The 18,113-nt window shown below is 71.7% G+C and carries 11 protein-coding genes; 6 read left to right on the forward strand and 5 right to left on the reverse strand.

Annotated features, from left to right (window positions below):
* Positions 1–159 precede the first annotated feature (159 nt).
* Complete coding sequence (locus TR50_RS20380; protein ID WP_369405758.1) at positions 160–1,542, reverse strand: sensor histidine kinase; 1,383 nt, start codon at positions 1,540–1,542, stop codon at positions 160–162.
* A gap of 161 nt (positions 1,543–1,703) precedes the next feature.
* Between TR50_RS20380 and TR50_RS20385 the strand changes: the two genes are divergently transcribed.
* The 5 genes from TR50_RS20385 (at position 1,704) to TR50_RS20405 (ending at position 10,830) form a co-directional block, all read left to right on the forward strand.
* Positions 1,704–2,777 carry an FtsX-like permease family protein gene (locus TR50_RS20385; RefSeq protein WP_042423271.1) on the forward strand — a complete coding sequence of 358 codons (1,074 nt, stop codon included), beginning with the start codon at positions 1,704–1,706 and terminating at the stop codon, positions 2,775–2,777.
* On the forward strand, positions 2,774–3,457 hold the full coding sequence (locus TR50_RS20390; protein ID WP_042423275.1) for an ABC transporter ATP-binding protein: 684 nt from the start codon (positions 2,774–2,776) through the stop codon (positions 3,455–3,457). Before TR50_RS20385 ends, TR50_RS20390 begins: the two co-directional genes overlap by 4 nt.
* Before the next feature lie 127 nt (positions 3,458–3,584).
* Positions 3,585–4,307 carry a VIT1/CCC1 transporter family protein gene (locus tag TR50_RS20395; protein ID WP_042423408.1) on the forward strand — a complete coding sequence of 241 codons (723 nt, stop codon included), beginning with the start codon at positions 3,585–3,587 and terminating at the stop codon, positions 4,305–4,307.
* A 534-nt stretch (positions 4,308–4,841) separates the two neighbouring features.
* Positions 4,842–9,356 carry a glutamate synthase large subunit gene (gene gltB, locus TR50_RS20400; protein ID WP_042423410.1) on the forward strand — a complete coding sequence of 1,505 codons (4,515 nt, stop codon included), beginning with the start codon at positions 4,842–4,844 and terminating at the stop codon, positions 9,354–9,356.
* Positions 9,349–10,830, forward strand: coding sequence for a glutamate synthase subunit beta (locus TR50_RS20405; protein ID WP_042423279.1), 1,482 nt, complete (start codon positions 9,349–9,351; stop codon positions 10,828–10,830). The genes gltB and TR50_RS20405 overlap by 8 nt, the downstream gene beginning before the upstream one ends.
* Before the next feature lie 147 nt (positions 10,831–10,977).
* On the opposite strand, the gene TR50_RS20410 is transcribed toward TR50_RS20405, so the two are convergent.
* The 4 genes from TR50_RS20410 to TR50_RS20425 all read right to left on the reverse strand — a co-directional run bounded on the left by TR50_RS20410 (position 10,978) and on the right by TR50_RS20425 (position 16,406).
* A complete protein-coding gene (locus TR50_RS20410) occupies positions 10,978–11,769 on the reverse strand; it encodes a hypothetical protein (protein WP_042423282.1) in 792 nt (263 codons plus the stop codon).
* A gap of 203 nt (positions 11,770–11,972) precedes the next feature.
* Entirely contained in the window at positions 11,973–13,826 is a 1,854-nt protein-coding gene (locus TR50_RS20415) for a phospholipase C (RefSeq protein ID WP_042423285.1), read from the reverse strand.
* A gap of 154 nt (positions 13,827–13,980) precedes the next feature.
* Positions 13,981–15,201, reverse strand: a complete 1,221-nt coding sequence (efeB, locus tag TR50_RS20420; RefSeq protein ID WP_042423288.1) for an iron uptake transporter deferrochelatase/peroxidase subunit — start codon at positions 15,199–15,201, stop codon at positions 13,981–13,983.
* Positions 15,198–16,406, reverse strand: a complete 1,209-nt coding sequence (locus tag TR50_RS20425) for an EfeM/EfeO family lipoprotein (RefSeq protein ID WP_063775110.1) — start codon at positions 16,404–16,406, stop codon at positions 15,198–15,200. Before TR50_RS20425 ends, efeB begins: the two co-directional genes overlap by 4 nt.
* Before the next feature lie 194 nt (positions 16,407–16,600).
* Here TR50_RS20425 and pyk point away from each other — a divergent pair, with 194 nt between their 5' ends.
* On the forward strand, positions 16,601–18,046 hold the full coding sequence (pyk, locus tag TR50_RS20430; RefSeq protein ID WP_042423291.1) for a pyruvate kinase: 1,446 nt from the start codon (positions 16,601–16,603) through the stop codon (positions 18,044–18,046).
* The last annotated feature ends 67 nt before the right edge of the window (positions 18,047–18,113 follow it).

Genomic DNA, 18,113 nt, shown 5'->3' on the forward strand with positions numbered 1-18,113 from the left:
GGGGCGGGGACCCGCCCGCGGCGGCGAGCCGCTCCAGCAGGCGCAGCGCCTCGGCGCCGTCGGCGGCCTCCCCGACCGGCTCCAGCTCGGGCAGCTCCTCCAGCAGCGCCCGCAGGCCGCGCCGGACGACGGGGTGGTCGTCGACCAGGACGACGGTGATCACGAGGCGCGCTCCACGGGGTGGGGGCGGACGCCCGGTCGGGCGGACGGTTCGGCGGACGGCTCGGGGGACCCGGGCGCAGGCGCGGGCGCGGGCGCGGGCGCGGGCTCGGGCTCGGAGACGGACACGGACGTGGGCGTCGGCGCGGAGGCGGGGGCCGGCTCGGGCGCGGCCTGGGCCGGGCCGGAGGTGCCGTGGAGCGGGATGGCGGCGGCGACGGCCGTGCCCTCGCCCGGCGCGGACTCGATCGTCAGTGTGCCGCCGAGCTCGGCGATCCGCTCCCGCATGCCGTGCAGTCCGAAGCGCGGCCGGTCGGCCGAGCCCGCGCCCCCCGCGCCCCCCGCGGGCGCCTCCGGAGCGAAGCCGACGCCGTCGTCGAAGACGTCGAGGGTCACCTGGTCGTCGAGGTAGGCGAGGGTGACCGCGGCCCGCTCGGCGCGGGCGTGGCGCTGGACGTTCGCCAACGCCTCCTGGGTGAGGCGCAGCAGGGCCACCTCGGTCTCCACCGCCAGCGGGTAGGGCTCACCGTCGAGATGGAAGGAGACCTGCGGGACGGGGCCGCAGCCGGCGGTGACCCGGCGCAGCGCCTCCGGCAGCGTGGCGTCCTGGAGCGACGGGGGTGTCAGCGCGGCGACGAAGCGGCGCGCCTCGGCGAGGTTCTCCCCGGCGGTGGCCCCGATCTCGCGCACCCGCTCGGCCGCTGCGTCCGCCCCGGCGGGCAGCGCCGACTCCGTGGAGCGGGCCAGCAGCACGATCGAGGAGAGGCCCTGGGCGAGCGTGTCGTGGATCTCGCGGGCCAGCCGGGCGCGTTCGGCGAGGCGACCGGCCTCGCGCTGCGACTCGGCCAGCTCGTCCCGAGTGCGCACCAGGTCGTCGATCAGGGCCTGGCGGCGGCGGCTCTCCCGGTACAGGCCCGCGTAGCCGTAGGCCGTGAGCACCGCGACCGCCGCGCCCGCGCAGGGCCCTATCACCTTGGCCGCCGTCAGCCCGCCGGAGGTGTTGGCCTGGGCCGCGATGACGACGCCCGTCAGCAGCGCGACCGAGGGCAGCGACCAGCGCGGCGGCAGCAGGTGCAGGTAGAGGAAGTAGAGCGGGAAGGCCACGTAGCCGGCGCCCGGGGACTCCGCCGCCAGGGCCACCCAGAGGACGGTGACGGCCGCCAGCCAGAGCAGCGCGTCCCGCCGGGTGGCCTCCGGCCGGGCGAAGAAGCCGCCGAAGGCGTAGGCCGCGCCCAGCGCCGCCCCCAGCACCCAGGACGTCACCCCGCCGCCCACGCAGCCGATCACCAGCAGGACGTAGAACATGGCGTGCAGGGCGACCCGCATCACCCGGAGCGCGGGCATCCGCGCCGGGTCGTGCTGTGCGGGGGGAGTGCTGGTCACGGCATCGACCCTACGTCCCGTCGCCGACGTCCGGCGCCGCCGGACCATCAACCTTTCGGTTGATTCGGAACCCATCCTCTCCCTGATGGAACAACTTCCTCCGCGGACGAGTGTGGAGGACGACAGAACGTCCGTTCGCCCCGCTTCCGAGGAGTCCTCCCGTGTTCGTCGCCCTGCGTGACATCCGCTTCGCCAAGGGGCGCTTCGCCCTGATGGACGCGGTCGTCACGCTCATCACCACGCTCGTGGTCTTCCTCTACGGCCTCACCGGCGGCCTCGCCTCGGCCGCCTCGTCCTCGATCGCGCAGCTCCCCACGAGGGACGTCGTCTTCGGTGCGCCGCAGGGCGCGACGCCGGAGGTGTCCTTCAGCAACAGCGGGATCAGCGCCCAGCAGGAGCAGGCCTTCGCCGCCGCGCCCGGCATAGGCAAGGTCGAGCCGTTCGGCGTGGCCATGTCCCGGCTCACCGGCGACAGCGGCGCGACCTCGGTCAGCGTCTTCGGTGCGCCGAGCGACCTGCTGCCGCCCGTCTCCTCGGGCGCGGCTCCGCAGACCGGCCAGGTCGCGGTCGGCCAGAAGGTCGCGGACGACAGCAGGCTGCACGTCGGGGACAAGGTGTCCGTCGGCGGCCAGACGCTGACCGTCTCGGCGATCACCGCGGACCGCTCGTACGCCCACGCACCCAGCGTGTGGACCACCTCCGGCACCTGGGCCCAGATCACGGGGGCCAGGCAGCCCAACGCCCTTGCGGTCGATCCGGGCTCCGCCGACGTCGCCGCGCTGGACAAGGCGCAGAACACCGAGACCGTCTCGCGCGACGCGGCCCTCGCCGGCATCGACGGGTACTCGGCCGAGCAGGGCAGCCTCCAGATGATCCAGGGCTTCCTCTTCGCGGTCAGCGCGCTCGTCGTCGGCGCGTTCTTCACGGTGTGGACGGTGCAGCGCAAGGGGGACATCGCGGTGCTCAAGGCCGTCGGCGCGTCCAGCGGGTACCTGATCCGCGACGCTCTGGCCCAGGCCCTGGCCATGTTGGCGGCCGGTGCGCTGACCGGCGCGCTGATCGGATTCGCCGGTGGGGCGCTGCTCGGCGGCAGCGGCCTGCCGTTCACCCTCGGCGCGGCGACGGTGGCCGTCCCGGTCGTCGTCATGGTCCTGCTGGGCCTCGCCGGCGCGGCCCTGGCCGTCCGCCGCATCACCTCCGTCGATCCGCTGACCGCGCTGGGAGCCAACCGATGAGCCTCGTCCTGTCCGACATCGTCCTCACCTACCCGGACGGGGACCGCCGCCTGACCGCGCTGGACGCCGTCTCCCTGGAGGTCGGTCCGGGCGAGTTCACCGCCGTCGTGGGTCCTTCCGGCTCCGGCAAGTCGAGCCTGCTGGCCGTCGCGGCCACGCTGCTGACCCCCGACTCCGGTCGCGTCGTCATCGGCGGCCAGGACGCCGCCACCCTGAACGACCGACAGCGCACGGCGCTGCGGCGCGACACGATCGGGATCGTGTTCCAGCAGTCCAACCTGCTGGCCTCGCTGACGGCCGTCGAGCAGCTCCAGGCCGTCGCGCACCTGCGCGGCGAGAAGCCGCGCGCGGCGCTGCGCCGGGCCGAGGGCCTGCTCGCGTCCGTCGGCCTGACCGACGGCAAGCAGCACCGCCGTCCGCACCAGCTCTCCGGCGGCGAGCGCCAGCGGGTCAACATCGCGCGGGCGCTGTTCGCGGAGCCCTCCGTGCTGCTCATCGACGAGCCGACCTCCGCGCTCGACCACGAGCGCGGCGAGCAGATCGTCGGCCTGCTGGCGCGGATCACCCGCGAGCACGGCACCGCGACGGTGATGGTCACCCACGACAAGGCCCAGCTCGCGGCGGCGGACCGGGTGCTGGAGATGGTCGACGGACGGCTCGGCGAGGCCGTCGCGGCGTAGGCGGCCCCATCGGCCGCTTAGGCAAGGAATGCCTAACTTCGCAGGTCAGGGGCGTGGTTAGGCAGTCCTGCCTTGCTGGAAACGAAACTCGGGAAGCGTTAACTTCCTGGACGTGACCACGATGACGATGAGCGCCCAGGACATAGCCGAGACCGCCGACGCCTACAAGCACGACCACCGTGACGTGAACGGCGGTTGGCTCCGCCCGGCGGTCTTCGGAGCGATGGACGGACTGGTGTCCAACTTCGCGCTCATGGCCGGTGTCGTCGGCGGCAGCGCGAACCACAACGTGATCGTGCTGACGGGCCTGGCCGGGCTCGCGGCCGGCGCGTTCTCGATGGCCGCGGGGGAGTACACCTCGGTCGCCTCGCAGGGTGAGATGGTGCAGGCCGAGCTGGCGCTGGAGCGGCGTGAGCTCGAGCGCAACCCGCAGGAGGAGCTGGCCGAGCTGGCGCAGCTGTACGTCGAGCGCGGTGTCGAGCCGAGGCTGGCGTTCGAGGTCGCCCAGCAGCTGTCGGCGGACCCGGATCGCGCCCTCGAGGTGCACGCCCGTGAGGAGCTGGGCATCGACCCGGACGACCTGCCGTCGCCCCTCGTAGCCGCCGTGTCCTCCTTCACCGCCTTCGCCCTCGGCGCCCTGCTCCCGCTCCTGCCGTACCTGCTCGGCGCCACCTCCCTGCTGCCGGCGGTGGGCATCGCGGCGGTGGGCCTCTTCGCCGCCGGCGCGGTGGTCAGCAAGGTGACGGCCCGCAGTTGGTGGTTCTCGGGCCTGCGTCAGCTGTTCCTGGGCGCAGCCGCGGCGGGAGTGACCTTCTTCCTCGGCCACCTCATCGGCGGTCACATCGGCTGACGCCCACGCGTGCATGGTGCCAACGCGTGCCTGGCGCCCACCCGTGCCTGGCTCCTGCTCTGCCCGCCGCCGTGCCCTGCCCTGCCCTGCCCTGCCCTGCCCGCACCCGTGCTCTGCCTACCGCATGTGCCTGACCGGCCACGAGGTGGTGTTACTCACACAGTGCAATTGCATGAACCCCCTGTTTCGCGAGCGCGGCGTTCGGGCAGACTTGCGAGGACGTCCGAATACCCCTGACCCGGGGTTCATGCGGACGCGACCCCCACGGGATGTCCTTTACTACGGCCTCCATCCATGGCCGCACGCAGCTGGCTCGTCCACATGATGGACTGAAAAATCCACTGAGTGGAATCTCGGGCATCATGTAACTTGCACGACACGCAAATCGCTAAGGGCCAGCGTCGTCCCGGATGCGCATGTGAATTGACCTCCATGCCGATCACGACGACGGGAGAGCCAATGCTGCCTGCGTCCGCGCGCCCCGCCCCGCGGCCTTATGCCGCCCTGGCGGACGCACGCCCCGCGAAGCAGGGCCTGTACGACCCCAGCAACGAGCACGACGCCTGCGGCGTCGGCTTCGTCGCCTCGCTCAGCGGAGTCGCCGAGCACCGCATCATCGAGCAGGCGCTCATCGTTCTGCGCAACCTGGAGCACCGCGGGGCCACCGGCTCCGAACCGGACTCGGGTGACGGTGCCGGCATTCTGACTCAGATCCCGCACGCCTTCCTGGCGGCCAAGGCCGCCGAGGCCGGCTTCGAGCTGCCCGAGCAGGGCCGCTATGCCGTCGGCATCGCCTTCCTGCCGGACGACGACACGGCGGACGAGACGGCAGTCTCGTCCATCGAGACGATCGCCGCCGAGGAGGGCCTGACGGTCCTCGGCTGGCGCGACGTCCCGGTGACGCCCGACCTGCTGGGCGCGACCGCGCGCTCGGTCATGCCGCGCTTCCGTCAGCTCTTCGTCACCGACGCCGAGGGGCAGAAGGACGGGCTGGAGCTCGACCGGGTCGCCTTCGTCGTGCGCAAGCGCGCCGAGCGGGAGAGCGGGATCTACTTCCCCTCCCTCTCCTCGCGCACCATCGTCTACAAGGGCATGCTCACCACCGGGCAGCTGGAGCCGTTCTTCCCGGACCTCTCGGACCGGTCGTTCGCCTCCGCGCTCTGCCTCGTGCACAGCCGCTTCAGCACCAACACGTTCCCGAGCTGGCCGCTGGCGCACCCGTACCGCTTCGTCGCCCACAACGGTGAGATCAACACCGTCAAGGGCAACCGCAACTGGATGACGGCCCGCGAGTCGCAGCTCGCCACCGACCTCATCCCGGGCGACCTGAACCGGATCTTCCCGATCTGCACCCCGGAGCACTCCGACACCGCCTCCTTCGACGAGGTCCTGGAGCTGCTCCACCTCGGCGGCCGCTCGCTGCCGCACGCGGTGCTGATGATGATCCCGGAGGCGTGGGAGAACCACGCCACCATGGACCCGGCCCGCCGCGCCTTCTACCAGTTCCACTCGAACCTGATCGAGCCCTGGGACGGTCCGGCCTGCGTCACGTTCTCGGACGGCACCCAGATCGGCGCCGTGCTCGACCGCAACGGCCTGCGCCCGGCCCGCTACTGGGTCACCGTCGACGGCCTGGTCGTGCTCGCCTCCGAGGTCGGCGTCCTCGACATCCCGCAGGACCAGGTCGTCCGCAAGGGCCGCCTGCAGCCGGGCCGGATGTTCCTGGTGGACACCGCCGAGGGCCGCATCGTCGACGACGAGGAGATCAAGTCGGCCCTGGCCGCGGAGAACCCCTACGCGGAGTGGCTGCACGCCGGCTCGATCAAGCTCGACGCGCTGCCCGAGCGCGAGCACATCGCGCATACGCACGCGTCGGTGACGCGTCGCCAGCAGACCTTCGGCTACACCGAGGAGGAGCTGCGCGTCCTGCTGGCCCCGATGGCCAAGTCCGGCGCCGAGGCGCTCGGCTCGATGGGCACCGACTCGCCCATCGCCGCGCTGAGCTCCAAGCCGCGACTGCTCTTCGACTACTTCACCCAGCTGTTCGCGCAGGTCACGAACCCGCCGCTGGACGCCATCCGCGAGGAGCTGGTCACCTCGCTCGGCTCCAACCTGGGCCCCGAGGGCAACCTGCTACACGCCGAGGCCGCCTCCTGTCGCTCCGTCGTGGTGCCGTTCCCGGTCATCGACAACGACGAGCTGGCCAAGCTGATCCACATCAACGCCGACGGCGACCTGCCGGGTCTGAAGGCGGTCACGCTCTCCGGCCTGTACAAGGTCTCCGGCGGAGGCGAGGCCCTCGCCGCCCGCTTGACGGAGATAGCGGCCGAGGCCGACGCGGCGATCGCCGACGGCGCCCGCCTGATCGTGCTCTCCGACCGCCACTCCGACGCCGAGCACGCACCGATCCCCTCGCTGCTGCTCACCTCCGCGATCCACCACCACCTGATCCGCACCAAGCAGCGGACCCACGTCGGCCTGATCGTCGAGGCCGGGGACGTCCGCGAGGTGCACCACGTCGCGCTGCTGATCGGCTACGGCGCGGGCGCGGTCAACCCGTACCTGGCCATGGAGTCCGTCGAGGACCTGGTCGCGCGGGGCACCTTCATCACCGGCATCGAGCCGGAGAAGGCGATCCGCAACCTGATCAAGGCCCTGGGCAAGGGCGTGCTGAAGGTGATGTCCAAGATGGGCATCTCCACCGTCGCCTCCTACCGCGGCGCGCAGGTCTTCGAGGCCATCGGCCTCAGCCAGGAGCTGGTGGACGGCTACTTCGCCGGCACCACCACCAAGCTCGGCGGCATCACCCTGGACGAGATCGCCAAGGAGACCGCCGCCCGTCACGCCCAGGCCTACCCGGCCTCCGGCATCTCCCCGGCGCACCGCCGTCTGGAGATCGGCGGCGAGTACCAGTGGCGACGCGAGGGCGAGCCGCACCTGTTCGACCCGGAGACCGTCTTCCGGCTCCAGCACGCGACCCGCACCAAGCGCTACGACATCTTCAAGCAGTACACCTCGCGCGTGAACGAGCAGTCGGAGCGCCTGATGACGCTGCGCGGTCTGTTCAAGTTCAAGCCGGGTGAGGACCGCGGGCCGATCCCGATCGAGGAGGTCGAGCCGACCAGCGAGATCGTCAAGCGCTTCTCCACCGGCGCGATGTCCTACGGGTCCATCTCGCTGGAGGCCCACGAGACGCTCGCCATCGCGATGAACCAGCTCGGCGGCAAGTCCAACACCGGTGAGGGCGGCGAGGACCCGGACCGCCTCTACGACCCGGCGCGCCGCTCCGCGATCAAGCAGGTCGCCTCCGGCCGCTTCGGCGTCACGAGCGAGTACCTGGTCAACGCGGACGACATCCAGATCAAGATGGCCCAGGGCGCCAAGCCCGGCGAGGGCGGTCAGCTGCCCGGCCACAAGGTCTACCCGTGGGTGGCCAAGACCCGGCACAGCACCCCCGGCGTCGGCCTGATCTCCCCGCCGCCGCACCACGACATCTACTCCATCGAGGACCTCGCCCAGCTCATCCACGACCTGAAGAACGCCAACCCGGTCGCCCGCATCCACGTGAAGCTGGTCTCCGAGGTCGGCGTCGGCACGGTCGCGGCGGGCGTCAGCAAGGCCCACGCGGACGTCGTGCTGGTCTCCGGCCACGACGGCGGCACCGGCGCGAGCCCGCTCACCTCCCTCAAGCACGCCGGCGGCCCCTGGGAGCTCGGCCTCGCCGAGACCCAGCAGACGCTGCTGCTCAACGGCCTGCGCGACCGGATCGTCGTGCAGACTGACGGCCAGCTGAAGACCGGCCGCGACGTGGTCATCGCCGCGCTGCTCGGCGCCGAGGAGTTCGGCTTCGCCACCGCCCCGCTGGTCGTCTCCGGCTGCATCATGATGCGCGTCTGCCACCTGGACACCTGCCCGGTCGGCGTCGCCACGCAGAACCCGGTGCTGCGCGAGCGGTTCAGCGGCAAGCCGGAGTTCGTGGTGAACTTCTTCGAGTTCATCGCCGAGGAGGTCCGCGAGATCCTCGCGGAGCTGGGCTTCCGCTCGATCGAGGAGGCCGTCGGCCACGCCGAGTTCATCGACGCGACCGACGCCGTCGACCACTGGAAGGCCAGCGGTCTGGACATCGCCCCGCTGCTGCACGTCCCCGACACGGGCTCCGCCCTGCACCAGACCACCCAGCAGGACCACGGTCTGGACAAGGCGCTCGACAACCAGCTGATCGAGCTGGCCGAGGACGCCCTGGAGCGCGGCAACGCCGTCAAGATCCAGCTGCCGGTCCGCAACGTCAACCGCACCGTCGGCACCATGCTCGGCTACGAGGTGACCAGGCGTTACCGCGGCGAGGGCCTGCCCGAGGGCACCGTCGACGTCACCCTGACCGGCTCCGCCGGGCAGTCGCTGGGCGCCTTCGTGCCGCGCGGCATCACCATCCGCCTCGAGGGCGACGCCAACGACTACGTCGGCAAGGGCCTCTCCGGCGGTGTCGTGATCGTCCGCCCGTCCCGCGAGGCCTCCGCGATCGGCGCCGACGCGCAGAACCACGTGATCGCCGGCAACACCGTCGGCTACGGCGCCACCGCGGGCCGGATCCACCTGCGCGGCAAGGCCGGTGAGCGCTTCGCCGTCCGCAACTCCGGCGCCGTCCTGGTCGTCGAGGGCGTGGGCGACCACGGCATGGAGTACATGACCGGCGGCCGCGTCGTCATCCTCGGCGAGACGGGCCGCAACCTCGCGGCCGGCATGTCCGGCGGCATCGGCTACGTCCTCGACCTGCGTCCGGCCAACGTCAACGGCGGCATGGTCGGCATCGAGGCGCCCGACGCGGGCGACCGCGAATGGCTGCGCGAGACCGTGCAGCAGCACTACGAGGAGACCGGCTCCACGGTGGCCGCCGAGCTCCTCGCGGACTGGGGCAGCGGTGTCTCCCGCTTCTCCAAGATCATGCCCACCGACTACAAGGCCGTGCTCGCCGCCAAGGACGCCGCCGAGCGAGACGGGCTCTCCGAGTCCGAGACCACCCGGAAGATGATGGAGGCGGCTAATGGCTGACCCGAAGGGCTTCCTCACCACGCCCAAGCAGCTCGCCGAGCGCCGTCCGGTCGCCGACCGCGTCCGCGACTGGAACGAGGTCTACGTCGAGCGGTCGCTGCTGCCCATCATCAGCAAGCAGGCCGGTCGCTGCATGGACTGCGGCATCCCGTTCTGCCACAACGGCTGCCCGCTCGGGAACCTCATCCCCGAGTGGAACGACCTGGCCTGGCGCGACGACTGGAGGGGCGCCAGCGAGCGTCTGCACGCGACCAACAACTTCCCGGAGTTCACCGGTCGCCTCTGCCCGGCCCCGTGCGAGTCGGCGTGTGTCCTCGGCATCAACCAGGACCCGGTGACCATCAAGAACGTCGAGGTCACCATCATCGACAAGGCCTGGGACAACGGCAGCGTCACGCCGCAGGTCCCGGACCGCCTCTCCGGCAAGACCGTCGCCGTCATCGGCTCCGGGCCCTCGGGCCTGGCCGCCGCCCAGCAGCTGACCCGCGCCGGGCACACCGTGGTGGTGTACGAGCGCGCCGACCGCGTCGGCGGCCTGCTGCGTTACGGCATCCCCGAGTTCAAGATGGAGAAGCGCCACGTCAACCGCCGCGTCGAGCAGATGCGCGCGGAGGGCACCCGGTTCCGCACCGGTGTCGAGGTGGGCGTCGACATCACCGGCCGTCAGCTGCGCGAGCGCTTCGACGCGGTCGTCGTCGCCGCGGGTGCGACCACGGCCCGCGACCTGAACGTGCCGGGCCGCGAGCTCTCCGGCATCCACCAGGCCATGGAGTACCTGCCGCTGGCCAACAAGGTGCAGGAGGGCGACTACGTCGACTCGCCGATCAGCGCCGCCGGCAAGCACGTCGTGGTCATCGGCGGCGGCGACACCGGCGCCGACTGCGTCGGCACCGCGCACCGTCAGGGCGCGGCGTCCGTGACCCAGCTGGAGATCATGCCGCGTCCGGGCGACGACCGTCCGACCGGCCAGCCCTGGCCGACCATGCCGATGGTCTTCAAGGTCACCTCGGCCCACGAGGAGGGCGGTGAGCGGATCTACTCCGTCAACACCACTCACTTCAGCGGGTCCGCCCCCGAAGAGGGACAGGCAGTGGGCAACGTCCAGCAGCTCCACCTGGTTGAGGTAGTGTTCACCGAGGGCCGCTTCGAGCCGGTCCCCGGCACCGAGCGGGCCATCCCGGCCCAGCTGGTCACCCTGGCCATGGGCTTCACGGGCACCGACGTGAAGAACGGCCTGGTGGAGCAGCTCGGTGTGGACCTTGACGCGCGAGGCAACGTCGCCCGCGACAGTCGATTCGCCACCAACGTCGATGGCGTCTTCGTGGCCGGTGACGCCGGCCGCGGCCAGTCGCTGATCGTCTGGGCCATCGCCGAAGGCCGCTCCGCGGCCAAGGCGGTCGACTCCTACCTCTCGGGCCGCGCCTCCACGCTGCCCGCCCCGATCCGCCCGACGGACCGCCCGCTCACCGTCTGACGACGGAGAGGCTGACAGTCCGACGGGTCAGCCAGCGTGGCCTGCAACGGCGCCGGATCGCACGCGGCGAACTGAGACGGCACCCGCCCCCTGTCCCCGACCAAGTTCGGGGGGCTGGTGCCGTTGTTCGTTTCCTCGGACGGACGACTAGCCCACGGCCGCTTCGGGCTGCCCGGTCCCCACGTTGATCACCGTGCGGCCGTCCAGGACGTCGCCCAGGTGCACCTGGACGCGTGCCATGACCGCGTCGGCGGGGCAGACGGTCCCCGGCGACATCGGTGCGGGCTTGTCCGTCGCACCGACCACGACCACGTCCTTCGTCTCGTAGACCAGCCCGCTCGGCGCCTGCTTGCCGCAGCCGGTGACCGCGCCGAGGGTGAGGGTGCGGCCGTCGGCGGAGACCGAGACCAGACGTGCGCCCTGGTAACCGTTCAGCCGCGCCGGATCGACGGGCTCCGGCAGCGTCTGCGGCTTCACCGCCGCGAAGACGAACTCGCCCTGGTACCCCTGGATCACGAAGGCCCAGGCCGGGACGGTCGCCTCGCCCTGGCTGGTCCGCACGCGCTCGGTGGCGGCACGGACGCCCGTCACCGTCAGCCAGGTCGGACAGCTCGAGGTCGGGCAGTGGCCGAGGCTCCCGGCGCGCAGGGCCTGGCCGGCGCCGAGCGCCGGCAGGGTCGCTGTGGTGCCGTGGTCGAACCGCACGGTCTGCTTGCCCGGTCCGTACGGCAGCGGCGCGTTCACATGGAACTGGCCGGCCTCGTAGGCGGCCTTGTCCGCACCCGAGTGGAAGGCCCCCGACGGCAGCCGCGTGGTGTCCTCCAGCGGCACGTACCCGGACTCCCACGTCTGCTGCGACGGGGAACCGAGCCAGCCGGACGCCAGCTCGGCCGCGCGGGTCTGGAAGCCCGGCCCCGGGGCGCCCGGCGACTGCGCCACGTCTATGGCTGTCGGGGTCGCGCTCGCGCACGAGGTCAGAGCGGCGGCGAGCAGGGCGCCGGCGAGAGCCAGGACAGGAACGGCGGATACACGGACAGAACGCATACCCCTGCGACGCACGACTCCTCAGTCCGGTTCCCGGGGAACGCCGGAGGGCCGGACCCGCGACGCGGATCCGGCCTTCCCTGGTGCTCCTGCCGCCGTTACACGGTGGCCTTGCGGCGCGCCCGGCGGGAGACCGCCCAGCCGGTGCCGAGGGCGGCGACGGCCGCCGCGCCCAGGCTGATGGAGAGCATCGTCGAGCCGTTGTCGGACGTGGCCGAGGCCGCGGCCGGGGAGGCCTGGATGGCCTCAGGGGTGTCGCTGTTGTCGTGGTGCTTGATCGGCGTGACCGAGGCGACCGAGCCGTTGCTGTTGAGCAGCACCCGGACGTTGTTCGGGCAGTCGAAGTTGAAGTCGGAGTTCAGACGACCGGCGGTGGCGTCGAAGGAGCCGTCGCCGATGCGGCCGAGCTTCCAGTTGTCCTCGATGAACCGGGTGATCGAGGCCTGCTGGGTGAAGGTGTGCGAGACGTTGTTGGTGCGCGCGTAGGGCGAGATCACCAGCAGCGGCTGACGCGGGCCGACGCCGCAGCGGTCGGCGTAGCCCTTCTTGGCGGCCGGGCCGGCCTGGCAGGCCGGGGAGTCGGTGGCGACGGTGCCGGAGACCGTGGCGTCCGTCGAGCCGTTGGTCGGCGCGTGGTAGACGTGGTCGTACCAGCCGTCGGAGTCGTCGTACGCGATGACGACCGCGGTGGAGGACCACTCCGGGGAGGACTCCAGCGCGTTGATCTGCTTGACGAGGAAGTTCTGCTCGTCGGTCGGGTCGGAGTAGGCGGCGTGGCCGTCCTGGTACTCGGCCGCCTTCAGGAAGCTGACGGCGGGCAGGTTGCCCTTGGCCAGCGCCGTGTCGAAGTCGGTCAGGTCGTACTGGTGGTTGGCCTGACCGGCGTTGCCGATCTCCGCCTCGCTCGCCGGCGGCAGGTGGTGCGGGTTCGAGGTCGACTTGTAGTACTCGAACGGGTCGTGGTGCGCGCTGTAGTCCGCGACCGACGCGCCGCCGATGTTGGTGTGCGAGGCGCCGCAGACCGCGTAGCCGCTGGTGCCGTTGTACGGCGTGGTCGGGCGGAAGCCGCCCTGGAACCAGCCCCAGGTCACGTGCTTGGCGTTCAGCAGGTCACCGACGTTGGTGCCCTGCATCTCGGCCAGCGCGTTGTTGGAGGTGTGGTTGTTGTTGGCGCAGTCGTCGTAGGCCGGGTCCGGGTCGGCCGTGACGGTGCCGACGCCCTGGGCGTTGGGCGAGTGCACGGTGTACGAGTCCGGCGTCGAGGTCTGCGTCGGGTTGGTGGTGCTGCCGTTGCCGGTGACCGAGATGACGCCGTGGGTCTGGCCGGAGACCAGGCCGAGCGCGCCGACGGTGGACGGGCCGTAGACGTCCGAGAAGGAGTTGTCGCTCAGCGTGTAGTGCTGGGCGTAGTTCCACAGGCCGGTGACGGTGTTGCCGTCGTAGTAGTCCATGGCCAGGCCGGGCGCGCCGTACAGGCCGCCCGAGCAGGTGTCCTTGGAGGTGTTCTGGACGAACTTGTCCATCTTGCCGCCGTCTTCGGCGTACTGCTCCGGCGTGTAGTTGTGGTTCTGGTCGCAGGTCAGGGCCTGCTTGTCGGAGAGGCGCTGCGGCGCGTAGAGGTTCGGGTTGCTGGTCAGCAGACCCGAGTTCACCAGGTTGTTCACCTTCTTCGGCGTGTTCTTGGCCGCGGTGAACGGGGTTCCGTCGGTGTTGGCGGCCTTCGGGTAGGTGCCGAAGTAGTGGTCGAAGGAGACGTTCTCCTGGAAGATCACCACGAGGTGCTTGATCGGCGTGGTGGTGTGCACCTTGCCGTGGCCGTGGCCGCCGTGGTCAGCAGAGGCCGCCCAGGCCGGCGCGGTGCCCGCGGCGACCGTCAGTGCCGCCGCGCCCGCGAGCGCGGCGAAGCGCCGACCCCGGCGCGCGCCCTTCGCCCTATCCGTGTTGCCGCTCATCCCGTATCCCCTCCGGTGACTGCACGTTCGTCAAGCTGAACTGAACACTCATCAACTGCGCGTCCGCATCCTTCGCGGGGCGGCCGACGCGCTGGGACCCGTCAGGTGACGTGCCCGTAAACGCCACACGAAGCCTGGTCTCTGCGCGCGTAGATCATGCGAGCAGGTCCCGAGCATAACGGTCGTTCGCATCCCGAACACCTGGCAGGACGAAGAAGTAGCCGCCGCCGAACGGACGGATGTAGTCCACCAGCGGCTCTCCCGCCAGACGCCTCTGCACGGCGGCGAACTGACGCTCCAGATCCTGCTGGAAGGCGCAGAAGACCAGACCCATGTCGAGGTTGCCGTTGGCGTCGGTGCCGCGGTCGTAGTTGAACCCTCGACGCAGCAGCCGCTGCGCGGCCGTCTGCGCGGTGCGCGGGTTGGCGAGCCGGATGTGCGAGTCCATCGGGATGACGTCGCCGGTCGGGTCGGCGCCGAAGTCGGGCGTGTCCGTCTCGGCCTGACCGTCCAACGGCGCGCCGGAGTCCTTGCGGCGGCCGAACATCCGCTCCTGCTCGGTGATGCCGACGCGGTCCCAGAACTCCACCAGCATCCGGATCAGCCGCACGGCGAGGTAGGAGCCGTTCGTGGCCCAGGCCGGCTCGCCCTGTCCCGCGTCGACCCAGAGCAGCTGGTCCATCAGGCGGGTGTCGCCGGTGTCGGGGTTGGCAGTGCCGTCGCGGAAGCCCATCAGGTTGCGCGGCGTGCCGACGGGACGCGGCGGCGAGGCGAAGCCGTCGACGCGCCAGCGCACCTGCATCGCGCCGCGGGTGTGCCGGGCGATGTCGCGCAGGGCGGAGGCGATCACGTCGGTGTCGTCGGCCTCCAGCTGCAGCAGCAGGTCGCCGTGGCAGACCGACGGGTCGAGGTCGTCGTCGGGGAAGGCCGGCATGGTGGAGAGCCTGACCGGCCTGCGTGCCGCGAGGCCGAAGCGCTCGTCGAAGAGCGAAGCGCCGACCGCGACGAGGGCCGTCAGCAGGCCGCCGGGCGGTACCGGCCCGAGCACGCCGGAGTCGGCGGGCGGCGCGCTGATGCCGAGCGGCTCGGGCACACCCCCCGTCGTCAGGGCCCGCACCCGGTCGGTCAGGGTGCCGAACAGGTCGGTGAGCCCGGCGCGGTCGCCCGCGGTCACGTCGAAGGAGACGAAGGCCGCGACCCGGCGCTTCGGCGTGAGCACGCCGGCCTGGTGCACGCCGTGGAAGCCGCGCGGGGCGTCCCCGGAGGGGGTGGTCGCCCGGGCGGTCGAGGCGCCCGTCAACGCCGCCGCGGCCCCCGTGGCCAGAGCGCCCGCGAGCACGGCCCGCCGTGCGACGTCCTTGGGCTGCGCGCTCACTGCGTCCTCCGTACTTCCAGCACCGCCGCGATCGGCGCGAGCTGCTCGACCAGGTCCCCGAACACGGCGTTCAACTTCTCGCGCTGCGGTTGCGTCAGGCTGCCCAGCGGCGTGTTCCCGTCCGCGGCCAGCTGGGCGCGGGCCGCCGCCATCGCCGCGTCGATCTGCGGCATCGGGACGCGCGAGGTCAGCAGCGGACGCAGCAGGGTCAGCACCTCGGTGGTGCCGTCCAGATTGGCCCCGACGGTGGCGAGGTTGGAGTCGCTGCCGTAGTCGGTGCGGCCGCTGAGCTCGAACTCGACGGCGTTCTCGACGATCTCGTGCGCCCGCACGCCGAGCACGGCCGGGTCCAGCTGGACCTTCGGCCAGCCGGCGGCCAGCCCCTTGACGTCGGTGAGCAGCTTCGCGGCGACGGGTTCCAGGCCGGTGGTCGAGCCCTGGTGCCACAGCCCGTACTCGACGCCGTGGAAGCCGGTGTCGTGGCTGCGGGGGCCGTTGATCTCGTCGTCGACGTCGCCGAAGGCCCCGTAGGCGGCGCCGAGGCGTTCGTAGGCGAGGTGCGCGGTGAGCCAGCGCTGCTTCGCGCCCGCGAGGTCGCCGGAGGCGACGGCGCTGTGCAGCGCGTCCACGTCGGCGACCAGGCCGGGGAGTTGGCCCGCGACCCAGTGCTGGTAGGCGAGCGCGACCGGGATCAGGTCCTGCTGGGTGACGGGCACGACGGCGGGGGTGCCCTGGCCGGAGCCGGAGCCGGAGCCGGAGCCGGAGCCGGAGCCGGTGACCTTGACGGTGGGGCCGGTCGCGGCGTCGACGTCCTGCTGAAGGCAGCGGAAGGCGTAGGAGCCGGCCGCGAGGCGGACCAGCAGCGGCCGGGACCGGTTCGGCGCCAGCCCCTCGACCTCGCCGAGCACGGCGCCCGAGGCGGGCTCGATCAGCTGCACGTCCGCGGGCGCGATCCCGGAGTTGGCGACGTCGAACACCTGGAGGCCGGTGGCCGCGCGCGTGCTGCTCCAGCCCGTGCCGCAGCCGCCGGGGGAGGCCTGCACCGACGTGTGCGGCAGCCCGGGATAGCCGTCCGCCTGCTGCTGCGACGTGCCCCCCGCGCCCGGCGCGGCCCCCGCGCCTCCCGAGAGCTGCCAGACGGCCGCGCCGGTCAGCGCCACGGCCGCGGCGGCGGCCAGCGCCGTCGTTCCTCGTACCCGTTCCACGCGCGGAAGCCTAGGCAGCGACGACGGGCGTTCGACAGGGGGAGGGGTGTACGGCAAGGAAGTGTTCCCCCGGGGTTCATGTGGGCGTCCGGTCCGCGTACGTTTCGGAATCTTCAACGCTCGGTCGGACAAAAGACATCTGACGGACCGCCAGCGCCATGAAGCTACCAGACGGTAGGAACTAGGCTCGTTCCATGCGCCGAGCAAAAATCGTCTGTACGCTAGGCCCCGCCTCCGACAGCTTCGAGCAGATCAAAGCGCTCGTGGACGCCGGTATGGACGTGGCCCGCTTCAACCTCAGCCACGGCAGCTACGCCGAGCACGAGGACCGTTACCGCCGAGTCCGCAAGGCCGCGGACGAGACCGGCCGCAGCGTCGGCATCCTGGTCGACCTGCAGGGCCCCAAGATCCGCCTGGACACCTTCGCCGAGGGGCCCGTGCTCCTGGAGCGCGGGGACTCCTTCACCATCACCACCGCCGACGTCGAGGGCGACCGCCTCCGTTGCGGCACGACCTACAAGGGCCTGTGCCAGGACGTCATCCCCGGTGAGCGCATCCTCGTCGACGACGGCCGGGTGACCCTCGAAGTCACCGCCGTCGACGGGCAGGACGTGCACTGCACCGTCGTCGAGGGCGGCATGGTCTCCGACCACAAGGGCCTCAACCTCCCCGGTGTGGCCGTCTCCGTTCCCGCGCTGAGCGACAAGGACGTCGCCGACCTGCGCTGGGGTCTCCGTATCGGCGCCGACATGGTCGCCCTCTCCTTCGTCCGCAGCGCGGACGACATCAAGGACGTCCACCGCATCATGAGCGAGGAGGGGCGCTTCGTCCCGGTCATCGCGAAGGTGGAGAAGCCGCAGGCGGTCGAGAAGCTCGACGAGATCGTCGACGCCTTCGACGCCGTCATGGTCGCCCGCGGCGACCTGGGCGTCGAGATGCCGCTGGAGCAGGTGCCGCTGGTGCAGAAGCGCGCCATCAAGCTGTGCCGCCGCAACGCCAAGCCGGTCATCGTGGCCACGCAGATGCTGGACTCGATGATCAACGCCTCCCGGCCGACCCGCGCCGAGGCGTCGGACGTCGCCAACGCCGTCCTCGACGGCGCGGACGCGGTGATGCTCTCCGGCGAGACCAGCGTCGGCAAGTTCCCGGTGGAGACGGTCCGGACCATGTCCCGCATCGTCTGCGCCGCCGAGGAGGAGATCCTCGCGGCCGGGCTGCCGCCGCTGAGCGTCACCAGCAAGCCGCGCACCCAGGGCGGCGCGGTGGCCCGGGCGGCCGCGGAGATCGGCGACTTCCTGCACGCCAAGTACCTGGTCGCGTTCACCCAGTCCGGCGACACCGCGCGCCGGCTGTCCCGCTACCGCTCGCCGATCCCGGTGCTGGCCTTCACCTACGAGCCGGCCGTGCGCAGCCAACTGGCGCTCACCTGGGGCGTGGAGACCTTCCTCGGCCCGTTCGTCGGGACCACCGACGAGATGATCGACCAGGTCGACGCGGCGCTGCTGGCCATCGGCCGCTGCGAGGTGGGCGACATCGTCGTCATCACCGCCGGCTCCCCGCCGGGGCTGGCCGGGTCCACCAACCTGGTCCGGGTCCACCACGTCGGCCAGGACGACCTGCCGCTGCCGACGAAGCCGTAGCGCACGCGCACAAGGGAAGAGCCCGGTCGGAGCGGCGTTGCTCCGACCGGGCTCGGTCATGTCAGGC

Origin of the sequence: Streptacidiphilus anmyonensis (assembly GCF_000787855.1) — a bacterium.
GTDB classification, from domain to species: Bacteria; Actinomycetota; Actinomycetes; order Streptomycetales; family Streptomycetaceae; genus Streptacidiphilus; species Streptacidiphilus anmyonensis.

Bases quoted from the DNA above. Each gene is read 5' to 3' on its own strand.
- TR50_RS20390 (WP_042423275.1), top strand. From the start codon at position 2,774: ATGAGCCTCGTCCTGTCCGACATCGTCCTCACCTACCCGGACGGGGAC.
- TR50_RS20395 (WP_042423408.1), top strand. From the start codon at position 3,585: ATGAGCGCCCAGGACATAGCCGAGACCGCCGACGCCTACAAGCACGAC.
- TR50_RS20405 (WP_042423279.1), top strand. From the start codon at position 9,349: ATGGCTGACCCGAAGGGCTTCCTCACCACGCCCAAGCAGCTCGCCGAG.
- TR50_RS20415 (WP_042423285.1), bottom strand. From the start codon at position 13,826: ATGAGCGGCAACACGGATAGGGCGAAGGGCGCGCGCCGGGGTCGGCGC.
- pyk (WP_042423291.1), top strand. From the start codon at position 16,601: ATGCGCCGAGCAAAAATCGTCTGTACGCTAGGCCCCGCCTCCGACAGC.